This is a genomic window from Coxiella-like endosymbiont of Rhipicephalus sanguineus (assembly GCF_018687865.1).
This window is the reverse complement of sequence record NZ_NIQB01000019.1, coordinates 1-22,708: the sequence shown is the minus strand read 5'-3', so window position 1 is coordinate 22,708 and position 22,708 is coordinate 1. Positions and strand designations below refer to the sequence as shown.

Below are 22,708 nucleotides of genomic sequence, written 5' to 3'. Positions count from 1 at the left end.
CTTAAACAACAATTGATGCCGAAGGCCGGACTCGAACCGACACGGGTTTCCCCACTGCCCCCTCAAGACAGCGTGTCTACCAGTTCCACCACTTCGGCATATCAATAAGCGCTTGAGTGCCTGTCCCAGGTTGAAAATTTTTAATCGGCGCTGTGGGTCTTCTTGTAAGGGTGGCACTTTTATCCCCTCACCTGGATTACGTTAGGCTAGATAACCAAGCCCAATGCTTGTAGCAAAAAAACCAGCTGCCAAAATAATCGTCACTTTCATGAGAAAAGGTGTCGCGCCCGTACTTCCAAACATCGTATTAGAAGCACCACTACCAAAAGCCGGCCCTGCATCAGCCCTTTACCATGTTGCAATAATACTAACCCAATCAAGCAGACCGAAATCAGTACATGAATCATTAATATAATTGATTGCATTGTTCCCCTATTTTCAAAAAATGTTCAGCTTTCAAAGAAGCGCCTCCCACTAAGGCACCATCAATATTTGCCATTGTAAATAAAGCCCTTGCGTTCTCTGGTTTTACACTGCCTCCATATAAAATCCGGGTATTCTGCGCTATCGTGGCGTCATAGTGTCGCAATTGCTCCCGAATAGCAGCATGAACTTCTTCTGATTGAACGGGAGAGGCATTTTTACCTGTTCCGATAGCCCATACAGGTTCATAAGCAATTACGATATCGCTTAATGAGGCCCGATTATCATGCATCCGCAATACAACTGCAAGCTGCTCTTGAACAATTTCAAGGGTTTTCCCCGCTTCGCGTTGCGCTTTGGTTTCCCCTACACAAATTATTGGGCGAATCCCATTTTCCAGAGCTCTCTTTACTTTCCGCGCGACGGATTCATTTGTCTCACCGTGCAACTTTCGCCTTTCGGAATGGCCGATGATAACGTAATGGCACAAAAAATCACGTAACATCGTCGCTGATATTTCACCCGTGTAAGCTCCGATCTCATACTCGGAGACGTCTTGAGCTCCCCAGGAGATTTGAGTTCGCAGCAACGCTTCTTTACATTGCGGTATGAAAATATAAGGAGGGATAACGACTAACTCCGCCGTTTCTATTCGTTCGCACCCGTGTTTTAACCCTTCTAACAATCCAGCAATGGTCTGAAGGGTTCCATGCATTTTCCAATTCCCTGCCACCAATGGACGACGGCCCATATGATTGCTCCTCTTGCCAAATCTCCGTGCAATTCTATCGAAATCAATAAGATAATACAAAGCCCTAGAAATAAGAATGAAAAACCTGAAGTTATTTAAAACTCCTCCTTCACTAAAATTCTACCTTCTGCAGCAAGGGTCGAAGTATGGGTTGTAAAGAAAAAAAGGACTGCTTCCGCGTTCCTCTAAGCCTTCAATCTGGGGAATCTGGAGCAGGCTTCCTTGCGCAGAAATTCATCCGCGACTCACACAGATCTTAAACCTACCTCATCATGTTTAGAGTTTACCGAGGACTTTTTTGTCTATCAACCCCCCGAGAGAGCTTCAGCTGAACTTCCTTATCGCTAAACTTCCTTATCTATTAGGTTTCCCAAAAACTTATGTTTCCCATCAAGGGACTTTCAATATATCACCCTAGTTTTCTTAAAAAAGGATGAAACGAGACGCACTCTACAAAAAGAAAGCCTAAATACCAGAGGAAAAAATAAAAATTTAATTTAATTAAACGGTTAAAAAAGTTGTTTGAAGAGGTATACAGAAGTATAAAATTTCCGCATACAAAATTAGAAATTGCTCACATAGTTTTCAAGCGATTTCTTACAAGCATTAAACAGTCTTGAGAATTAATTTAGAGGAATGAGGAATGTCGTAAAATATTATCATATCTTCTCGAGAAAGGAAGTAGTTAAATAGCTTTTAAGGAAGTAGTTAAATAGCTTTTTTAAAAAAATTTTCTATATGAATATCAAGAATATCAAAATACAATTGATCAATTTTCGATTTAATAGAGCTTAATTCTTAACTGATTTTGTGGATTTTATTTAGATAAAATTGGTAATCTAGACTTCCCGAATAATTCGATAAAGTTTTTTCGCAAATTTCATTCTCGTTGTCAGTAGTTCCCTTAAAATCAGCTAATTTAATTCCTGTCAGTTGAAACACAGCCGTATCTCCAGTTCCTAAGAACGCTATGGTTATTGGGGACTTCAAACTACTAGCAAACACACTTGCAAGAACGGATTTTGGAATCGAGCTATCATTTGAGCGATATTAGTTTAATGCTATGGCAAATCATACTTTTTTGTAATATCGGCTGGCGATTTTCCCTTTTGAAGAAGCTTTTGGATTTTTCCAGCCAACAAAGACGCTTGGGTTTCTACCAATGGTTTTTCAAGCATAGGTTTGGATCTGCGCAGAAGCGGTTTTTAAAGGAATAATATAGCTGGCTACTACATACTCTTATTCTTAGAATTACTAGGCTTCCATTCTTTAGCTCAATTACATCGCTATTATTGCCGTCTTTCAACACATCGTTACTGAATGCCACTGCCATAATATTGGGATTACCAGTAATTCCCTCTTTCGTTCCATTGCGAGTAAATAAAGGAGTTGTTTGAATTTTTAAATTCAAGTTGTCGAATTTATGTAAGTAACATTCGATAATTGATCACTCTTTTTAGTTAACAGGGTATTTATTTTTTGATGTATTAATGCCCGTTTAATTTGTTCTTTGACCTTTTCCAAAGAACTCTTTTCTCCGCTACTTGCATAAAATTCTTTAATTAATTCTTTAATTTCAGCATCGCTTACTACTACTTGATAACAGAGTATCTCAGGAGAAAGCAAGAGATAAGAAATACTCACCTTTTCCAACGCTTCAAAAATTTGGCGGTGTCCGTAATAATAATCTGCGACCATTTTTGGCGTAACTTTAATCTTTCCATAAAAATGAGCACTAAGGATAATAAAGTAACGAAAATCACGTCTTTGATTAATCAATTCGTAATTGCTCTTCACTTCATTCGGTAAGATAAAAGCACTATTCATTATTCCGCTTTGCACTTGCCGCACTATTAACGCATTTTTCATTTGCGTCATAAATTGTCTATTAATAAAAAATTTTCAGAGAGAAATTGTTGAAACTGCAAAGAAGAAAATTGTCCGTTTTCTTGAAAAGTCAGCAGGGTCATGATTACTTAATCCCACTTGTTCAGGACTTACATCAAAGCCCAATTTTTTTGCAGAATACACTTGAATATGATTTAAAATCAAAACCTCGTAAAGCATAATGTTTAAGTTCATCGTCCTAAATTGCAGTGAGAGAGTGTCTAATCTTTTGCGAATAAGCTCGCTGTAGGCATTGAAATGTTTGGTTCAACTCGTTCTCAGTAATTTTTTCACCATTCACTTTTGAAAGTTTCTTACCTTCACCTGCGTTAAATTGTAAATAATATTGAATGCCCCAGAAAATAAAAGAAAGGAAAATAACAGATAAAGATTATGCCAGCAATCCAACCTTGTATATGTTCATAAAAGGTTTTGTAACATATGCCGTTAACTCATTATAAATGGCGGAGTGGACGGGACTCGAACCCGCGACCCCCGGCGTGACAAGCCGGTATTCTAACCAACTGAACTACCACTCCTGTACAGAAGGCTGACGACACAGTTGGTGTACCTACACTAAGTAATAATAACCTAATTGTCGCGAAACAACAGCAATCTGTCTTCTGTCCTTAATCCTCTGTCATCCTAAATGGGTGCTGAGGGATTCGAACCCCCGACATTCGCCTTGTAAGGGCGACGCTCTACCAACTGAGCTAAGCACCCATATCATTTTCCATGAACACCTGAACTTCAGTGTTCGCACTACCTATTCAGGGAATGCACCAAAAATTGCCCCAGAATTACTGAAGCTCTGGGACAATGAAGATAGCGGATATGTCTGGGTTAATCAAGCCTAATTTATTCTTGTTTTATTTAAATTTAAATTTAAATTTAAATTTCACTTCGGTTTTATTTTTTACCTCTATTCAAAGCCTCTTTTAGCTTTTTACCTGCTGAAAATCTCGCCACTACACTGGCAGGAATTTGTATAGGTTCCCCTGTTTGGGGGTTGCGTCCCGTTCGGGCTGCGCGTGGGCTTGCTTTAAAGCTACCAAAGCCCACTAAGACCACATCCTTATGGCTTTGTAACGATTCCGTCACAGAATCGACAAATGCATCCAAAGCTCGATTCGCTGCATTTTTCGAAATACCGGCCGACTCTGCCATGACTTCAATGAGATCATTTTTATTCATAAATTCCTCTCGGTAGTTCCATCGATTAATGGTTGGGCTTTTTTGCCCCTTCTCCTCGATTGTTCAGGTTATACCAACTGCTTTCTCTGACTGTCAAGCAAGCAAAAGCTTCACAAGAACTTTTGTTTCTTATTTTAGGGACGTAATTGGATTTAAGGAGCGTAATTAGCGACATCTACTTAACCCGCTCCCAAAACCCGAGCCTTAGTAATTTTTCCGTCCAAGGTCTATTTCTTATTCTAAGACTAATGAAAGGCACGGCGTTTAAAATTTCCGAGTTTCATTTCGCCCCTCGATTATAATGATTTTAAAGAGCGTCGGGACAGGAAAGTTATTCAGTTCCACCTATCGTCAATGCATCGACTTTGAGGGTAGGTTGCCCCACCCCGACCGGAACGGATTGCCCCGCTTTTCCACAAATACCAATCCCCGAATCAAGTACTAAATCACTTCCCACCATCGATACTTTAGTTAAGATATCAGGACCGTTACCAGTTAAAGTGGCGCCTTTAACAGGCCGTGTGACTTTTCCTTTATCAATTAAATAGGCTTCACTAGCAGAAAAAACAAATTTTCCGGAAGTAATATCAACCTGGCCACCAGAAAAATCCACGGCATATAATCCCTTTTCCACCGAAGCAATTATTTCTTGGGGATCGCTTTTACCCGGCAATAGGTACGTATTCGTCATACGAGGAAGAGGTAAATGCGAATAGGATTCACGACGACCGTTACCGGTCGGCGCCATTTTCATCAAATGAGCATTATGACGGTCTTGCATATAATTCTTTAAAATGCCATTTCCAATCAAGATTGTTTTCTGCGTTACTGTCCCTTCGTCGTCTACACTCAAAGAGCCTCGTTTGCCCGGAACGGTTCCATCATCTACCACTGTGCATAAAGGAGAAGCAACCCGTTCCCCTATTCGTCCACTAAAAGCAGAATTTCCCTTGCGATTAAAATCACCTTCTAAACCATGCCCAATAGCTTCGTGAAGAAGAACTGCCGGCCACCCAGCTCCGAGTACCACCGGCAAAGTACCCGCCGGCGCATCCTCAGCCTCTAAATTTTGGCACGCCTGACGAACGGCTTTATCCGCGTAAGAATATGCCGTTGACAAAAACATTTCATAACCGCAGCGAGCACCACCACCCCCGGAGCCCTGTTCCCGGCGGCCATTTTGTTCCACGATTACGCGAATTCGTAAATTCACTAACGGTCGCAAATCAGCTGCCATTGATCCTTCATTATTTAGGACTAACACAACCTCATGATGTCCTGTTAGGCTGATAACCACATGCTTCACGCGGGGATCTTTAGTTCGAGTATATTGATCAATGCGCTGTAGTAATTCGACCTTCTCTATCGTAGTCATTGAATCAATAGGATTGAGTTGAGAATAAAGCGGTTTAATTGATTCTTTATGTAAGACATCTATAAGTGTAGAGCCACCGGAATAAGCAATATTCTTTGCAGAATGTGCCGCTCGTAACAGAGCTTTCGCATTGATATCGTCCGCATAAGCAAAGCCTATTTTTTCGCCACTAATAACTCGTAAGCCGAATCCTTGATCAAGGGAAAAATCACCTCCTTTCACAATACCTTCTTCTAATGTCCAACTTTCTTCCTGGATGCTTTGTAAAAATATGTCGGCATTATCAATAGAAGGGCCCATAGCCCGGCCCATGATTTTTTCTAAGTTGTTGGGAGTAAGGTTAAAAGGTCTTAAAAGAAAATCGTTAGCAATTTGAATTAAGTCACTCATCTTTGTTTATCAGTGCATTTGAAAATTAGTTTTAGCAGGAGCAGGTAAGGTGACTACCGGCTTATTCCAAGAACCCACAATATGATAATTCACCTCAGCTGCTTTGCCAACATGCGGCGCCAAAACTTGATTAGCAATCCAGGTAATAACTCCCGCTAAAGGCCCACCGGCAAGACCCACGAGCAACGGCAATGTTGAAGTTATATTTGGCACAATTTCTAAATAAAAATCATAATTTTTATTTAGAAAACCAATAAGCCTTTAATCTGAATCCAGGCAATATCCCCTACTAAAGAGGCATCTTTGGTTCTAGCAACTCCTTTCGATAAAGAAAAATTTCCCTTAAACAAATTAAATGCGAATCCTTTTTTAGAAAAATTAGCAAGATTAATGGGTAATTTGGGTAATGACTGTAAACTAAATAAATTAAGTAGGCGACCAAAACCTAATTCGGATTCAGCTCCCTCAATTAATTCTGTCACGCGTCCCTGATAAAAATTAATTTTAATATCACCGTTTAAAGGGGCAGCCACAAATTGATCAGGTGATCCTGGCCATTGCAACGAAAAATCAGCTCGTCCTTTCCCTCCTTCCAGAGCTTTAGTAATTCCCCATTTCTTAAGGAGGGTTCCCAAATTGGAACTCACAAACTGTCCCGCTAACTGCGTTTCTGTTTGGTTTTTTTTGTGCTGCCATTTTCCTGCAGCTTTAATATAAAACAAGGGGCCTGTTGCCGTAAAATTATCGATGTTCAAGCCGGTTTTTATTTTCGACGTTTGCATTATTAATTTACCTAACACATTTTTACCATAACGGAAATCATTAATAGTTAAATCCATAGACGGTAAGCTTTTAGGATCCCACTTCATTTGGTTATCTTTCATTTTTTGGGGCAAATAAAATCGCAAAAAATATCCTTGCCATGCGTGATCATTGGAGAAAATTGAAAGATCGCCCAGAATTAAAGGACTTTTTATATTTACTGACCAGCCTTTGTATTGAGAGGATAAATTAAGACTGGTATCTGCTTTGGCTTTTAAAGGATTACTATAATGGACTTTAATCGCTGAGATTTTATTATTGTGAAAAATAAGACTGCATTTAGAAAAACAGAATCTTGCGCCAGTTTATCATAGGGAGCAGGGAGCGTAGATTTAACTCCAATTAAATTAGTCACTAGAGAAAAACTATTGGTTACGGAGTCATTATCGGTGCGTAATTTTAACAATGCACGATAGGAAGTTGATCCACATAAATAATCTAAAATTGGAAAATTAAATTGCTTTTGCAAGACCTCAATCGGGATTTGACCGCTCATTTCAATCTGCAACACTGGCGAGAGCGTCCCGGGATTGATAGTAGCAATGGAAAAATCGATTGATGAACCTAAAAATTGAGCTCCAATATGATTGGCCGAAATCATTAATAAAATGAAAATTTCCAGTGACTTGATTAAGTTTTATTCCCCAATTTTTTAAAAACAATTGTACATTATTAACAAACAAACTTCCATCTACGTTTGTATTGGCTACGTGCTGAATTAGTGGAATTTTGAGATTTAAATTTGCTCTGAAGGGCCTATTTGGAATAATGGCTTTAATTTGTTTAGCGACTAAAAGAGGAGTTGCTTGCAGAAATCGAAAGCCGTCTGTTAGATTAGAAACCGACCGACCACATACCACTAAAATGGGCTTAGCCCAATGAGCTATTGCGGCTTTTAAATGATTTAAAGGATTTCCCATTATTTCTGCGCGATCCGCGACAATATTCAAACTATCGTTATGAAAAGCAACTGTCCCATGAATATTTTTTATATTTGGCCATTTAGGGTGGTAATGTAATGTCACGCTGTTCACATCAGCAATCATGTCAAAATGCCCTTCTTTATGGATGAAAGGAAATTTCTTTAGAGGGCCTTCCAAATCTACAATGCCCACAGTTATTTTTCCAGCCACAAATGCTTTATTCAACCAGGCTGATAAATCAGAACTCATATAACGATATGGTAAATAAGATTGGATGTTATTTATATTTTCTACTTTGAATTTTCCGTGCAATGAAATATAAGGCAATTTATTTTCAGATAAGGATAAGCTCCCCCATCCCTGCCATTGCCAATCATTGTTGCTTAAATAGGCTTGCGATACATCAATATCCCAACTCAGTGAGGAGCGATGCCATTGAGTAATGAAATTTAATCGCTTTAATACTAAGGGCGCCTTAAAAATTCCTGGAACTTTAATTGTGCTACTGCTTGATTGTAATTTGAGCTTTACTCTTGAAGGATTCATATCTATCGAACCCGATAATTGTGAACCTCCTGGCAAATTATTCCAAGGTTGAAAACTTAAGGCAGAAAAATCGGTTCTTAGATGATAATAAAGTTTTTGTTTTCCAGGAAAATAAAACAAACAGAAACGATGAACCTCCCCCGATGGTTGAATCTTTTGATAAAGTTTCTGAAATTTTTCCAGCCAATATCCTATTTTTCAGCGAGGGGGGAATGTCTCTTAATTGAAAATAATTAGTTCTGAATAAAATTGCAGGAATTGAATTCTCATAAATTACACGGACACCGAAATTATGCTCCGGCCATTTTTTTCTCCCGTTCGCAGAAAAATGTCATTCCCTACTAATCCCCAGCCATTCACATAAGGCTTCCAATATAAATTGGCGGAGATGTGATCGAGCGATAGTATGTGACCCTGATTAAAGATTAATCGTATATGATTACCTGCTATTAAGCTTTGCAATGATTTAAGAGTTTCTTTATGAAACCTTGCCCATAATTGTATATCACCTTCTCCCGACCCAATCGACAAATTTTTAAAATATTTCTGTAAAAAATAAGTATCTAGCCATTGTTTAAAAATTACATTTTTAGTTCCGACATAAAGACTCATATTATTAGACGAAGTCGTAATCAAAAATCGGAATTGCGTCGGGACTTCTTGGAATAAACTTCCCACTCCAGCTATTTGATGATGTAAAATTCCATTAATTAAATTAACACGCAAGTTGCTAATAGGAATTAGGTTACCCTGTAATGTATGATAATTGATGCTAATCGCTTTTAGCATGACGTTGGATTGATTCAATATCCATAAAAGAATATTTTTCACATCTCCTAAATCAGCCACCACATGTTTATGAGCGAAATTAGTGATCCCCCGCACACGCAATTCTCGAGCTGATGTTTCAGAAACATCAAACTGGGCACCAGAAAGCACTAAATAACTCGGCAATAATCGCCAATAAAATAAGCTATGAAAGAGATCAATACTGATAGAAAGTTGTTTGATCCGTAAAAGCGATTTCTGACGAGCAGAGTCAGTAATAAACACATCTTGAAAGCTGAGGGCTGGATCAAGTCCATACCAAATTGCTTTAATACCGCTAATATGCACGGGTTGATGTAAGACGGTACTCGCCCATCGCTCAAAAAAATCACGCTTATAGTTAAGTACGGGAATTGTCAAACGAGCGATATTAATCAATACAGCAAAGAGAATTACAAGACTTGCCACCGTCATTAACAACCATTTTTCACAACGGCGTACTAAAATTTTAACATTCATCAGCCAAATTTAAATCGGTGTTGGTAATCGTTTAATAAAAATCGCAACCACGGCCATAAAAGCGTAGTACTTACAAGAGACAACCAGTATTTTCCAGTCAATGGAGAAGAGTCCACTATTGCCATAATCCAATATTGTAACGCGAGGTATATCGCCATAGTGATTAAAACTAATATCGTTTGTTGCGAGGCGGGCAAGCTGTGGATGGGTATTTGAAAACGAATGAAAAAATAAGCAAGGCAGGTAAATAATAGCGCATGTTGCCCTAAAATGGTTCCCATAAGAAAATCCAGCAAAAGGCCTATTACGAAAGCGGCGCCAATGCCCACTCGATAGGGAATAGCAATCATCCAAAATAAAAGAATCATCAAAACCCAGGCAGGTTGGTACCATACGACCCATTCAGGAAGAGGCAGGATAGTTAGCATCATTCCTACTAGAAAAGTGAGTCCAATTAAAATTCTTTGTTTAAATATCATTTTCCATTTTCTTTAGGCCTCACTGAGGAAGATGCTAACTCTTCTCGTACCCCATTTTTTAACGAAGCCCTATCCGGCCAAACCATTAACACTTGTTGCGACTGATCTAAATGGCTGATGGCCGAAGAACAATTGTAGCAAAACGCTTAGCAGGATTATGCGTTAACTCGGAGACCACCCCCACAGGATAACCTACTGGATAGCGCAACCCGAGCCCAGAAGACATAAAAAGGTCACCTTTTTGGATATCGCTGGTATCTAGGACATTAATCAGCATGAGCTTCCCAGAGCTTCCCAACCCAACTGCAATAGCACGAATACCATTCCGGTAATCTTGGACAGGAACAGCACTCTTAGGATCAGAAATCAACATAACATTACTCGTCAAGGGGCTCACATCAACTACTTGCCCAATAATGCCATAAGCATCCAAAACAGGTTGCCCCACATAAATATGTGATTGCGTTCCCTTATCAACCACAACTTGTTGGAGATTAGGATCTAAATTCACAGCTAACAGTTGGGCAACAAGCAACCGCAAGCCATCCATTCGAGAAGTTGATTTTAATAATTCCCGTAACTGGGCATTTTCTCGCTCAAGAACAAGAAGTTTCTGCAATTTTGATTCCAGTAACCACTCATGGGCCCTCAGGCGAGCATTGTCCACCATTAATTGCTGTTGAGTGGTAATATTCGTAGCAATCCACTGGATTGTTTTAATAGGAGCATTCACTAAATATTGGATAGGAAGCACAACTAAGGACAAATCAGCCCGAACCTTCTGAAAAAAACCTGCTTTTTGGTCCAAAAGAATCAATACAATTGATAAACCCATACAAATAAGGGTACGCAATCCAGGCATTGAAGAACGTTTAAAAATTAATTTAATGACACTTTCCTCTTGTTTTCCCTATCAAAATTCCCTTTTAAGTATTAATCTCGTGAAAGAAATTCTCCACCCATTGATCGCATCAATTCTAAAGCTCGACCACCGCCACGAGCTACACAGGTAAGTGGATCTTCCGCTATTACCACAGATAGAGCTGTTTCTTCCATTAAGAGTCGATCGATATCCTTTAACAAAGCTCCACCGCCTGTGAGTACCATCCCCCGTTCCGCAATATCCGCAGCCAACTCGGGCGGCGCTTGTTCCAAAGCCCCACGGACCGCACCGACTATTCCCGAAAGTGGTTCCTGCAAGGCTTCAAGAATCTCATTATTAGTAAGCGTAAAGCTTCGAGGCACACCTTCTGCTAAATTTCGACCACGTACTTCAATTTCTTTAATTTCATTGCTAGGAAATGCGGCGCCAATTTCGTGTTTAATTCGTTCTGCCGTAGTTTCACCAATCAATGCTCCATAATTACGGCGAACATAATTGATAATAGCCTCATCAAAACGATCACCACCAATGCGTACGGATTCCGCGTAGACAATCCCACTCAAAGAAATAATCGCTACCTCAGTAGTCCCCCCCCCGATATCCACTACCATAGAACCACTAGCTTCCTCGACGGGTAAGCCAGCACCCATTGCTGCCGCCATGGGTTCCTCAATCAAATACACCTCACGAGCTCCAGCTCCCAAAGCAGATTCTTTAATCGCGCGACGCTCGACCTGAGTGGAACCACAGGGTACACAAATCAAAACACGAGGGCTGGGACGCAAAAAACGAGTTTTATGAACTTTATGAATAAAATACTGCAACATTTTTTCAGTGACATGGAAATCAGCAATAACACCATCCTTCAAAGGACGAGTCGCAAGGATATTGCCTGGAGTACGGCCTAACATGCGCTTAGCTTCTGCTCCGACGGCTGCGACACTTTCCTGACCTCCCCGAGCATCTTTTCGAATAGCTACTACTGAAGGTTCATTCAGAACAATACCGCCTTGTTCGACGACATAAATTAAGGTATTAGCGGTACCTAAATCAATTGAAATATCATTCGAAACTAGACCACGCAATTTTTTTAACATGGAAACTCTTCCTATTGGCTCTGAGATGTTGCAAAAAATGCAAACTTACTTTAACCGAAAACTCAACTAGAGGAAAGGCTTAGGGACGTCAGACATGACTAATGGATCCTCAGACTGTCTTCCATTCCACGTCTTCTGTATAATGCACCCCTTAAGGAGGGTTAATAATGTCCACTTTAAACAAAAGCGATATTGATAAAATTGCGAACCTAGCCAAACTCAATATCTCTGAAAGTGAAAATCAATTGTTAGGACAAAATTTAAATGAAATTCTTAAACTTGTGGACAAAATGAATCAGATAGATACATCGCATATCGAACCCCTTGCACATTCCTCTAGTGAAACGCAACTTTTTCGGGAAGATATTGTCACAGAATCGAATCAACGCACTTTATTTCAAAAAAATGCGCCTCAAGTAGAAGCTGGACTTTATATGGTCCCTGTGGTTATTGAGAATGAAGAATAACGGATAGACACATGCATCGAAAAACCATAATTGAATTAAGCAAAGATTTGCAGGCTAAGAAAATATCGAGCGTGGAACTTACGCAACATTTTTTGGATCGATTAAAAATTTTAATCCCACATTCAACTGTTTCATCACTATTAGTGAAGAGCAAGCGTTAGCACAAGCTAAAGCAGCCGATGCACTCTTAACTAAAGGCGAAGCAACTCTTCTGACCGGCATCCCAATTGCCCATAAAGATATTTTCTGCACCCAAGGAATTAAAACTAGCTGCGCATCCAAAATGCTAGACAATTTTATTGCTCCTTACGATGCTACAGTCGTAGAGCGTTTGAAGGCAGCAGGAACTGTTTTAATTGGTAAAACCAATATGGATGAATTTGCGATGGGTTCTTCTAATGAAAATAGTTATTACGGACCTGTCCGAAATCCGTGGGATATCAGCCGTATTCCCGGCGGCTCTTCAGGAGGCTCTGCGGCTGCTGTAGCAGCTCGAATAACTCCCGGAGCAACAGGAACTGATACGGGAGGCTCTATCCGCCAACCCGCCGCCTTATGCGGTGTCACCGGATTAAAACCTACCTACGGACGAGTTTCTCGTCATGGCATGATTGCTTTTGCTTCAAGCTTAGATCAAGGCGGACCATTAACTCAAACTGCTGAAGACGCCGCCTTGCTTCTCAATATTATGGCTGCTCACGACAAAAGGGATTCGACTAGCATAAAAAAAGATACTCCCGATTATTTGTCCACATTGAGCCAATCCTTAAAAGGTTTAAAAATCGGTCTCCCCAAAGAATGTTTTAGTGGCGGCTTAGATTCAGCTGTAGCAGAAGCTATTGACACTGTTAAAAAAGAATTCGAAAAAATGGGTGCTACCTTAGTAGACATTAATTTACCTCACACTGAGTACGCCGCACCGGTTTACTATGTGTTAGCCCCTGCTGAATGTTCTTCCAACCTGGCGCGCTACGACGGGGTGCGTTATGGATATCGTTGTGCTAATCCTGTCGACCTCGATGATCTTTATAAACGCTCCCGTACAGAAGGTTTTGGCCCAGAAGTTAAGCGCCGAATCATGGTAGGCACTTATGTGCTTTCAGCAGGATATTATGATACTTACTACCTAAAAGCACAAAAAGTACGCCATTTAATCAAAAATGATTTTGTCGAAGCTTTTAAGAAGGTACACGCTATTTTAACTCCTGCAACACCCACTCCGGCCTTCAAATTAGGTGAAAAAACAAAAGATCTCGTCGCAATGTATTTGTCGGATATTTATACCATCGCCGTCAACCTCGCAGGATTACCCGCTATTGCATTTCCGGCAGGATTTATCAACCAACTCCCTATTGGGGCCCAATTAATTGGAAATTATTTTGAAGAATCACAGTTATTAAATATGGTACATCGTTATCAACAAGAAACCGATTGGCATAAAAAATTGCCGCCTGAGTTGAGGTAAATTTAAGATGGAATGGGAATCCGTTATTGGTTTAGAAGTCCACGTACAATTACACACAAAATCAAAAATTTTTTCTGGTGCCTCTACAGCTTATGGTGCTGAACCTAACACTCAAGCCTGTGCAATAGATTTAGGGTTGCCCGGCGTTTTACCTGTTTTAAATAAAGAAGTCATAAAATTGGCAATTCGTTTTGGGCTTGCTATTCAAGCCACCATTGTAAACCATGCTGTTTTTTCCCGAAAAAATTATTTTTATCCTGATTTACCGAAAGGTTATCAAATAAGTCAATATGATTTACCTATTATTAAAGGTGGTCATTTGGATATTGAAACCGATGAGGGAAGTTCTAAACGCGTTCGAATTACCCGTGCGCATTTAGAGGAAGATGCAGGAAAGTCCATTCATGAAGGGGTACAAGGTTACTCCGGTATCGATTTTAATCGTGCAGGCGCCCCCTTATTAGAAATTGTTTCTGAGCCTGATATTTGCTCGTCTAAAGAAGCAGTAGCTTATTTAAAAACTTTACATATGTTAGTCCGTTACATCGGCGTAAGTGATGCTAAGATTCAGGAAGGTGCTTTCCGTTGCGATGTTAATATCTCTTTACGCTCAAAGGGAGAAAAACAATTTGGAACACGAACAGAAATTAAAAATGTAAATTCTTTTCGTTTCGTTGAGCGTGCTATTTTTTTTTATGATGTCTCGACAAAAAAAACTTTTAAAAGCTGGGAAAAAAATTATCCAAGAAACTCGGCTTTATGATGCAGTTCAAGATGAAACTCGGACCATGCGCACTAAAGAAGAAGCCCACGACTATCGATATTTTCCGGACCCCGATCTACTTTCTGTTGAAATTACTGCAGAATTTATTGATTCGATTAAAAGAGAACTTCCTGAGTTACCTGAAGAAAAACGTCGCCGGTTCCAAAAAAATATCAGTTGGGCAGCTATGACGTCAAATTGCTTACTCAGCATATGGAAACTGCCAATTATTTTGAGGCTTTAGTAAAAATAGATAACTCTATTTCTCCCAAGCTCGCTGCCAATTGGATCATTGGCGATCTTGCAGCTGCGTTAAATAAAAATAACCTTGAAATTAGTGAAAGTCCGATTAATGCAGAGCAATTAGGAGGGCTTCTACGGCGCATCGCCGATAATACATTATCCGGCAGTATGGCAAAACAAGTATTCGAGGCAATGTGGAACACCAAAGGCAACGCTGATGCTATTATTGAGCGCCAAGGCCTAAAAAAAATCACAGACACTAGGGAGCTTGAGAAAATCATTGATGAAATTATAACGAGTAATCCTCAGCAAGTAGAACAATACCACTCTGGAAAAATTAAATTATTCGCCTTTTTTGTCGGCCAAATTATGAAAGTTACCAAGGGTAAGGTCAACCCCCATCAAGTAACTGAGTTGTTAAAAAAGAAATTGTAACTACCATCCACTCCTCGCTCATAATTTTTGCTTATCAACTTTATAAAAACAATCGATTTTGTTTATCTGCTCCCAACTAAAATAAACTCAAAAACGAACATTGAGTAGAAAAAAACATGATTAAGATTAGTAAAAAAATTCCCTAACTTTTCGTTAACTGGTGTTATTAGCAATAACATCAATAAGGCCTTCATTAAGGTCAACGAAAAAAGTTACCTGAACAAATGGCTCGTAATATTTTTCTGGTCTAAAGATTTCACTTTTTTTGCTCTACTGAAATCGCCAAATTTGGACTATTACATGGCGAATTTACTGATCGCGATTCACAAGTTCTAGATATTAGTACGGATTCCGAATACGTGCATTTGGTGTGGCGTCGTAAAAAAGAAGAACTTTGAGAATTACCTTTCCCAATGCTCTCTAATATTCAACACAATCTGTCGCGAAAATTGGGAATTCTGAATAAAAATGAAGGTGCTGCAGAGCGGACCACATTTATTGTTGATCCTAAACAAACCGTTCGGTTTATTATGGTCAATGATTTAAATAATGTAGGGCGTAATCCACATGAAGTTCTAACAGGTACTTGATGTTTTATAAACTAAGGAATTATACCCCTGCAATTGGCAAAAAGGCGAAAATACGATAAATATTTCTAATTAGGAAAATAACGATATTAAAAGAATATAAAGATAAATTACCTGAATATTCGAGAGATTTAAAATTAAATTTATCGCAAGTTCTAAATGAATCCTCTAACAGCAAATTAACCCGCCAAAAAATCTTAAGAATTGCTTTGACAGTTGCTTTTACTACCCAAAATGTATCCTTTATGAAAACACTCTTTAACCAGGCAGAAGCAAAATTAACCGAATCAATGACTAACACGATTAAAGGCACGGGGCGAGTATTATGGCAATGAATAATATTTATTACCGCTTTACTCATTTAGTCAAGGACAAGGAATATCAACGAATGCCGGCTAATTTACAGATGAATATTATCGCCCATCCCGGAGTAGACAAAAAAGACTTTGAACTCTATTATTTCGCTGTTTCTGCTATTAATGGCTCTGGCTTATGTATCGATGCCACGTAAATACATTAGTGAATCGGAGGTCAGCAAGCAAGTCGTTCAGCACGTTATTTGGATTACGGTAGTCCTCAATAGTTTGCCTCAAGTCTCTTTCATTGAAACGTCTAGTTAATTTAATCTGCTCCTCTCTCTAGGAGGGGGAGCATTATTCCACGACTTCCTAATTAACCGTTCAGCTTAGTGATTTCCTACTCCAAGGATCTTCCCCCAATTTTAACCAAAACTTTTCTTAGAGATTGGTCACTTTCTTCCATCCTCTCCACTTTTTCTCTTTCTTGTACGGAAAGAAGAGGTCAATTATTAGCAAAAGTAGGGTTTGACCGAAAGTTTAATAATTAGAAGCAGGTTGAGTTGTAATAGGCAAAATAGATAGATAGATAGATAGATAGATAAATTTCATCTGAATTTGAATTTATCGAAATTCGCACTTCATTTTCTGATTTCGCTTTAATTTTGAAATAAGCACGGACCAGCATTTTAACAAACTCTTTGACACACACTTGGATCATCTTGTCCAGTCCAATCGGCTTTTAATAAGCCTTTAACCACTTCCAACTCTGCTAACACCTCAGCATTTAAAGCTTTCGGTTTGGGAGAGAAAATTATTTCCTTATTTAACCAAGACATCAAGGCAGCTATTCCTGTCCCTAATAGAACGAGAAAACAAATAGATACCGTTTGATAAACACTTAGATCCTATTCTTGAACTTAAAAGGATAGAAAAGATTAAAAAAATTGTTAAACACCTTATTTCGGAAGAAAAAAGGCAGAGAAGATAATTAAAAAAACTTAAGAAGACTAAAAATTTTGAAGAATGGTAAAATAAATTTTTAAAGCTTAATAAAAAAGTAGAACATCATACGACTCAAGAAGTAAAAAAACTTTTTCTAAATGTAGTTGAAGTTTTGAACAAAAAAGAATTAGATGGAACTGGAACCAAAATGTACAAATTTTTTCAAAACTTTTAAAGAATTCTAAAATAAACAATAACAATCAATAGCCAAATAAAAAAATTCCTGCTAGCATTTAATAAATTCTTTTTAATGATCAAGGAGTGGTAATACCCCTTATACCATAAGATAGATTAGATAGCATGTTAGCATTTTTATCTGTCTTTACGAATTTATTTCTCAACGTTGTCAAAAATATTCTTCTGACCTATTCAAAACACGGATCCTATTTCACAACATTATTTGCATGATAGGTAGCGAAGCTGCTAAATTATTCTGTAACAATAATAGATTCATACGCCACAAAGCACCCCACGCTAGATTGAAAAGTCCTTATTTGGAGAAGGAGGTGTCTAAAGCCTTGATAGAAAAGCGCATGTGCATGGAAAACAGATTTTCATATCAATTATGATTGATGAGAAAATTAAAAAGCTAGAGATTATTTTTATTTCCAAATGTGAAAATCAGATATTAAAATAGAAGGCAAAAAATAAAATCGTATTATATAAAGAAATCCAAAAGTTGTTAACTAAAGCTATCTATTCATGGATCAGCTTACCCTTACCAAAAAAAGAAGTATCCAAACGGACGCAAGAATTAATGGCGCTCTTTGATTATGCAGGCTCTATAGGTCCCAAATATTGGTATGCGAGATTCCCACTAAAAAAATGATAAAAAAATTAAGAAAGTCATTGAAAAAATATGAAGCAGTCTTTTGAATGTTTTGTTTTAAAGCCCCAATTATATTATTGGGTACTACTGCAACCTCAATAATCATCTACTCAATCCAAGAATTTCTGCTGTCAAATTAATTAACTTGCTAAGGCCTACCATCGCTATTTCTGTTCTTGTAGCCCACGTTCTTCAACAATATTCTAATAGTTTATCAAGATTACACAGTGATAGCGAAAATTATTCTGATATTTTTGTCTAGGAAGTAAGAAGATTCTATCCTTTTTTTCTTGAATATGGAAGGATCCCGATATTTTTTGACCTGAACAATTTCATCAATGGAATAAAAGTCTGTTTAATTTTATTCCACAAGGGCCTAGTGATCATTACTGTAATCATTGTTGTCTAAAAGAATGGATTACTCTAAAACTTATGAAGGCAGCGTTAGAATTTCTAAAAAATATATTAAATATGAGGTACCTGAACAAAATCTAATACTTCATCTTTCTTGATTACTAACACTACCCAAGAGTCGATTTATTATTTCTAACATGAGATTATCCTCGTAAATATTTTAATAATTTTCGCTCATAATATTTTTCCAGAAAATTCGACAATCAATTAGCTGTTTCTTACAAATGGGTTTTGCAACTTTTAGCAGATATTCATATTCACTTATTAAACTCACACTAGTATGATAAAATATTTCTGTGGCAAAAATCGGATAAAGTTTTTTGCCGAAAGCATCGACGTTTAATAACTAAACATGATAATGTACTCTAACCTTCAGAATCGCTAATGAAACAATTTTTAAGAGGATAGTAGCTTCCGGCTATTAGCTCCGACCTCAGTCGATTGAAATGCTACGATTCTATTATACTTATTTCTGCTTATCTTAATTTCAATCATATGTATTCCAGATAGGTTGTTAATAACAGACTCATTATAAAAAGAAAGAGAAGTACCCTAATTAAAGTGATCCCCTCTTGCGACTTATATTTCATTTAGTTCTCGTAATGTTACATAGAAGTGCCATTCCTTTGTGAACTTTTATAATGAGAAAAATAACAGTACTAATTTAACACTTTTGATTTCTTTCTAATTCTTAACTTGTACTGCTATAAGATAATGAGTTATAGAATTATATTTTAACAAAAAAGTACCATACTCATTTTCAATTGGTCGATATTACTAACTAACTCCTGCCACTTACACGACAAGGGTTTTCGATATAATTGATAAATACGTTTTTTATCTTTTCGGTTGGTATCGGCAATAAAGTAGCTGTTTTTAAAAATTGCCATTTATTTCGATAATGGATACATTTGCATAGCATCATTATATCAGAGTTAGAAGCAGTTTTTCCTTAGAGAATATCAGGTAAATGTTGCGTATCGTAACCTTAAATTGTATCTTACTTCCGAGCAAATCCTTCCTACTCACACCAATATTCCCTGCTTCCTGAATACGCTGAGTTAATAAATAACTAGAAAATTGACCTTCTTCTTGTAATTTTACTAAATTTGCTTTCCAACGCATACAACTACGGAACCTGGAATGTAATTTAACTAAACCAAATAGAAGCAATGTGCCTAGAAAACTTTCAATTAATAACTCTATTAAGCTAAAACCTTTGATTTTTTTTATAAAGCTACCATCAAAATGATAAAAATTGATTTTTTTATCAATGTATCTGCATCTTGCACAGACGATGCTGGCAATAGTAATCTCCATTACTTTCCAGAAGAATCTGATAATTTTTGCTATTCCAAACTTCCAATGAATAATTTGAACGTAAGCATTCTAACATCAATTGCAATTGAAGAGTATCCCTAGCATAGTAGCAGGTATGGCGAAGATATTGAGCTTGCTTGATTTCTAAAAATAAAAATCCAAATTTAATTTTACTTAAAATAACTCACGCAGTCAGAACTTAGGAGCGTGAAACCCAATCTTTTAATCATGGGAAAAGATTAGAAATATATAGTAGGATAGTAAATACGGTACAATTTGGAAGTATAAGATAGTTATTGTTATAAATTCGTTAAATCTCTATCAATTTAGATTTAAAATCTTAGCAGACGATACTTTTTAAATAAACGAATGATTTTAAAAAATTGAATTAAAATTCTGTTTGTTGAACATTATATTTTTTAAGATTAATTTAATTAAGGGCGTCTTTTCGCAGAAAGTGGGAAAGACTACTTAGAGAGATACTAAGTATTTAAAAATTACCATTTCAGATAACAAAAAATTGTCATGTACTGAGGTTTAATTTATCTATTATTTCTAAATTGTTTTTAGAAGATTAATTAGTATTTGAAACAATAGTCGAAGTCCTATCGCTAGCCAAATCCATTAGGGTTTGCATGTAACGTAATTGTAAAGATTGAGATTATTGGACTAAAATCTCAGCTGCTTCTTTTAAACGTTGTGCAGCTTGGAATTCTCCTTCGATGTTAATTACTTTTTCTGGCCTTTCTTGCTCAGCCTCAGCTTGTCGCTCGATGGCGCACTATACTTTCTTCTAAATTGACATGCTTACTACATTCGAAACCCTAATCCCCCACGCATCGGTTTCTCCATCCAGAATTTCCTGAATATCTTTGTTTAATTTTCTCGTTTCGCTAAAATTTCATCTAATTAGTATTCTCCTAATACTGAACGCAACGTAGTTTGTGCTAATTGACTGGTAGCTTCGTAATATTTTTTAAGCTGAATGATTGCTCGCTCAGGATTAATCACTCGAAAATAAACAACCACGTTAACTCGGACGGACACATTGTCACGAGAAATCACATCTTGACTCGGGACATCCATTACCACTGTTCGTAGATGGGTACGCACAATTTGCTGAATAATAGGCACTACAATAATTAAACCAAGTCCTTTGACTTTCCAAAAACGTCCATAAGGTAAAAATGACTCCCCGTTCATATTCTTTAAAAATATAGCTGAATATAGCTGAAAATAATAACAATAAGACTAAAGCCACGATTACAATTGCGACTATTATCATTGATTTTTCTCCAGAGGCTTGACTAAACAAATTAATCTTTCCAAACGCTCCACGATGACTTCGTCGCGTCTTTAAATAGGGATATTACTTTTACATTGCCATCCTTCCTCATCTATGCGTACCCACACATACGGTTATCACTCTTATTTACCACGCCGCATCTCCCTATTAGCATCTCACGGCCAGTAACGATGGACCTTCGTCGGAAACGAAACGCGAGATTTAAAAACCAAAAGAAAAAAGCTAAGTGTAACAATGGCTATATGTGATAATTAAGTACATAGGAATTCCAAACCCTATGCCATTTGTTTTTAGTAGCATAATAGAACCGATAACAAATGTAACTCCCCTACCCATTCCTAACATTTCAAAACTAGAGATAAACACTTCTCCAACGATGAAGTCTAAACCTAATAATATCAACGCCAAACCGGCATAATTAATCGGCAGCAACTGAAAAGCATAAAGAGCCAGCAATAATGAAATTACTCCACAACGCCACGAACCACAAACCCTGAACTTAAAAATTTAAAAAATATTTTATAAAGACCAATCATGAACAAAATATAGGTCACACTCGGATCCGTAATGACTGCCAAAAATTGGGCTGACCAGTTAACCTCTATTTTTTCTACGCGAAAATTTTTAGTAAAATTTTTAGTATTAATTATTATATACACCTTGCACATTAGTTTTCATTCCATCCACTTGCTCTAATAAATTTGAAATATTGGGTGCTACAATGTTAATAACATTAATTTTCAGTGCTTCTTCAGCAGAAAGACTTTCGGCCTCGACCACTGCTTTTTCTGCCTACTCCACGTTGCGACCGCGGAATTGCACTAGACTGCGAATATAAACTCTGGCATCACTAACGGCTTTTAATTCAGAGGGCGATTTCTTTGATTCGGTTTTTTTATCTTTTTGCTCTTATTTTGGAGGTTCAGCACCACCAGGGCTGCCTACAGCCACGGGTGTTGGCCACGCCTAAATTAGTTCCGGGCGCCATAGCAGCAATGTGGGTAGCATATAAAATCTAGGTACCTGGACTAGCAGCATGAGCGCCACTGGGCGGGTAGGTACATATCCAATAATCGGTATGGGAGATGCAAGAATATCCTTGATGATACCACGCATGACTGTTGCTAATCCTCCCAGAGTATCCAATTGGAGAATAACAACTTGTGCTTATTCTTCTTGTGCTTTTTTTAAACCACGTGCGAAAAAAATCTTGGGTGGCGGTGGCGGGCCTGATGGTTCCTTTGATTCCTGATGGTTCCTTTGATTTCAATTAAAATTGCTAGCTTAGTTGGCACGTTTTGCGCAATAATATTTCTACCAAATCCAAAAATCAGTATCAATACCGAAAACCAACGAATTATTATATCCGATATTATGGCATCCCTTTTCCAAGGAGCACAAAAATAAAACTGGTCCCGCAGCGTTTGCTAATACGCTGGAGGTAGTGATTTTGGAGCGGGAGCATCGTAAAAATAAATACAAATATTAAATACTAGACAGAGAGTAATTATGGAAACAAAC

General features: G+C 37.8%; 14 protein-coding genes, 3 tRNA genes and 8 pseudogenes. 5 read left to right on the top strand and 20 right to left on the bottom strand.

Annotation, left to right across the window (positions count from 1 at the left end):
- Positions 1–16: 16 nt before the first annotated feature.
- The 14 genes and pseudogenes from B1F79_RS01815 to B1F79_RS01740 form a co-directional block, all read right to left on the bottom strand.
- A tRNA-Leu gene (locus B1F79_RS01815) sits at positions 17–98 on the bottom strand.
- A 106-nt stretch (positions 99–204) separates the two neighbouring features.
- Positions 205–425 (bottom strand): annotated as a pseudogene (gene secG / locus B1F79_RS01810) (preprotein translocase subunit SecG); the annotation flags it as partial.
- Positions 407–1,174, bottom strand: a complete 768-nt coding sequence (tpiA, locus tag B1F79_RS01805; RefSeq protein ID WP_251365754.1) for a triose-phosphate isomerase — start codon at positions 1,172–1,174, stop codon at positions 407–409. The gene tpiA and the pseudogene secG, both read right to left, overlap by 19 nt.
- Before the next feature lie 1,407 nt (positions 1,175–2,581).
- A complete protein-coding gene (locus B1F79_RS01800) occupies positions 2,582–3,043 on the bottom strand; it encodes a hypothetical protein (protein ID WP_251365753.1) in 462 nt (153 codons plus the stop codon).
- 217 nt (positions 3,044–3,260) lie between these two features.
- Positions 3,261–3,413 (bottom strand): SurA N-terminal domain-containing protein, encoded by a 153-nt coding sequence (locus tag B1F79_RS01795; RefSeq protein WP_251365768.1) that lies wholly within the window; start codon positions 3,411–3,413, stop codon positions 3,261–3,263.
- A 110-nt stretch (positions 3,414–3,523) separates the two neighbouring features.
- Positions 3,524–3,600: transfer RNA gene (locus B1F79_RS01790), tRNA-Asp, on the bottom strand.
- A 111-nt stretch (positions 3,601–3,711) separates the two neighbouring features.
- A tRNA-Val gene (locus B1F79_RS01785) sits at positions 3,712–3,784 on the bottom strand.
- A gap of 186 nt (positions 3,785–3,970) precedes the next feature.
- Positions 3,971–4,255 (bottom strand): HU family DNA-binding protein, encoded by a 285-nt coding sequence (locus B1F79_RS01780; protein WP_251365752.1) that lies wholly within the window; start codon positions 4,253–4,255, stop codon positions 3,971–3,973.
- A 331-nt stretch (positions 4,256–4,586) separates the two neighbouring features.
- Positions 4,587–6,020, bottom strand: coding sequence for a metalloprotease TldD (gene tldD, locus B1F79_RS01775; RefSeq protein WP_251365751.1), 1,434 nt, complete (start codon positions 6,018–6,020; stop codon positions 4,587–4,589).
- A gap of 9 nt (positions 6,021–6,029) precedes the next feature.
- Positions 6,030–6,997: pseudogene (locus tag B1F79_RS01765) on the bottom strand (YhdP family protein).
- A 59-nt stretch (positions 6,998–7,056) separates the two neighbouring features.
- Positions 7,057–9,553: pseudogene (locus B1F79_RS07170) on the bottom strand (YhdP family phospholipid transporter).
- A gap of 44 nt (positions 9,554–9,597) precedes the next feature.
- Positions 9,598–10,077: a rod shape-determining protein MreD gene (gene mreD, locus B1F79_RS01750; protein WP_285896352.1), complete on the bottom strand. Its 480-nt coding sequence runs from the start codon at positions 10,075–10,077 to the stop codon at positions 9,598–9,600.
- Positions 10,074–10,939 (bottom strand): annotated as a pseudogene (gene mreC, locus B1F79_RS01745) (rod shape-determining protein MreC). Before mreC ends, mreD begins: the two are co-directional and overlap by 4 nt.
- Before the next feature lie 71 nt (positions 10,940–11,010).
- Positions 11,011–12,057: a rod shape-determining protein gene (locus B1F79_RS01740; protein WP_100622707.1), complete on the bottom strand. Its 1,047-nt coding sequence runs from the start codon at positions 12,055–12,057 to the stop codon at positions 11,011–11,013.
- Between the two features lie 167 nt (positions 12,058–12,224).
- On the opposite strand from B1F79_RS01740, the gene gatC reads away from it, so the two are divergent.
- The 5 genes and pseudogenes from gatC to B1F79_RS01710 all read left to right on the top strand — a co-directional run bounded on the left by gatC (position 12,225) and on the right by B1F79_RS01710 (position 16,528).
- Positions 12,225–12,524: an Asp-tRNA(Asn)/Glu-tRNA(Gln) amidotransferase subunit GatC gene (gene gatC, locus B1F79_RS01735; RefSeq protein WP_251365745.1), complete on the top strand. Its 300-nt coding sequence runs from the start codon at positions 12,225–12,227 to the stop codon at positions 12,522–12,524.
- 11 nt (positions 12,525–12,535) lie between these two features.
- Positions 12,536–13,989, top strand: a pseudogene (gene gatA, locus B1F79_RS01730) (Asp-tRNA(Asn)/Glu-tRNA(Gln) amidotransferase subunit GatA).
- A 7-nt stretch (positions 13,990–13,996) separates the two neighbouring features.
- A pseudogene (gene gatB / locus B1F79_RS01725) lies at positions 13,997–15,430 on the top strand (Asp-tRNA(Asn)/Glu-tRNA(Gln) amidotransferase subunit GatB).
- A gap of 165 nt (positions 15,431–15,595) precedes the next feature.
- A pseudogene (locus B1F79_RS06780) lies at positions 15,596–16,020 on the top strand (redoxin domain-containing protein).
- A 328-nt stretch (positions 16,021–16,348) separates the two neighbouring features.
- The gene (locus B1F79_RS01710; protein WP_251365744.1) at positions 16,349–16,528 is read left to right on the top strand and encodes a carboxymuconolactone decarboxylase family protein; all 180 of its coding nucleotides are present in this window, start codon (positions 16,349–16,351) and stop codon (positions 16,526–16,528) included.
- A 474-nt stretch (positions 16,529–17,002) separates the two neighbouring features.
- Here the strand turns inward: B1F79_RS01710 and B1F79_RS01705 are convergent, their stop codons facing one another.
- From B1F79_RS01705 to B1F79_RS01685, 6 genes and pseudogenes are all read right to left on the bottom strand, one after another.
- The gene (locus B1F79_RS01705; RefSeq protein WP_251365743.1) at positions 17,003–17,152 is read right to left on the bottom strand and encodes a hypothetical protein; all 150 of its coding nucleotides are present in this window, start codon (positions 17,150–17,152) and stop codon (positions 17,003–17,005) included.
- Between the two features lie 2,333 nt (positions 17,153–19,485).
- A complete protein-coding gene (locus B1F79_RS01700; RefSeq protein WP_251365742.1) occupies positions 19,486–19,881 on the bottom strand; it encodes a hypothetical protein in 396 nt (131 codons plus the stop codon).
- A 574-nt stretch (positions 19,882–20,455) separates the two neighbouring features.
- Positions 20,456–21,166: pseudogene (locus B1F79_RS01695) on the bottom strand (SPFH domain-containing protein).
- Between the two features lie 243 nt (positions 21,167–21,409).
- Positions 21,410–21,619, bottom strand: coding sequence for a hypothetical protein (locus tag B1F79_RS07165; protein ID WP_443652028.1), 210 nt, complete (start codon positions 21,617–21,619; stop codon positions 21,410–21,412).
- Positions 21,620–21,829: 210 nt separating this feature from the next.
- Positions 21,830–21,967 (bottom strand): Clp protease/crotonase-like domain-containing protein, encoded by a 138-nt coding sequence (locus tag B1F79_RS01690; protein ID WP_251365741.1) that lies wholly within the window; start codon positions 21,965–21,967, stop codon positions 21,830–21,832.
- Between the two features lie 186 nt (positions 21,968–22,153).
- A complete protein-coding gene (locus B1F79_RS01685) occupies positions 22,154–22,333 on the bottom strand; it encodes a hypothetical protein (RefSeq protein ID WP_251365740.1) in 180 nt (59 codons plus the stop codon).
- Positions 22,334–22,708: the final 375 nt, after the last annotated feature.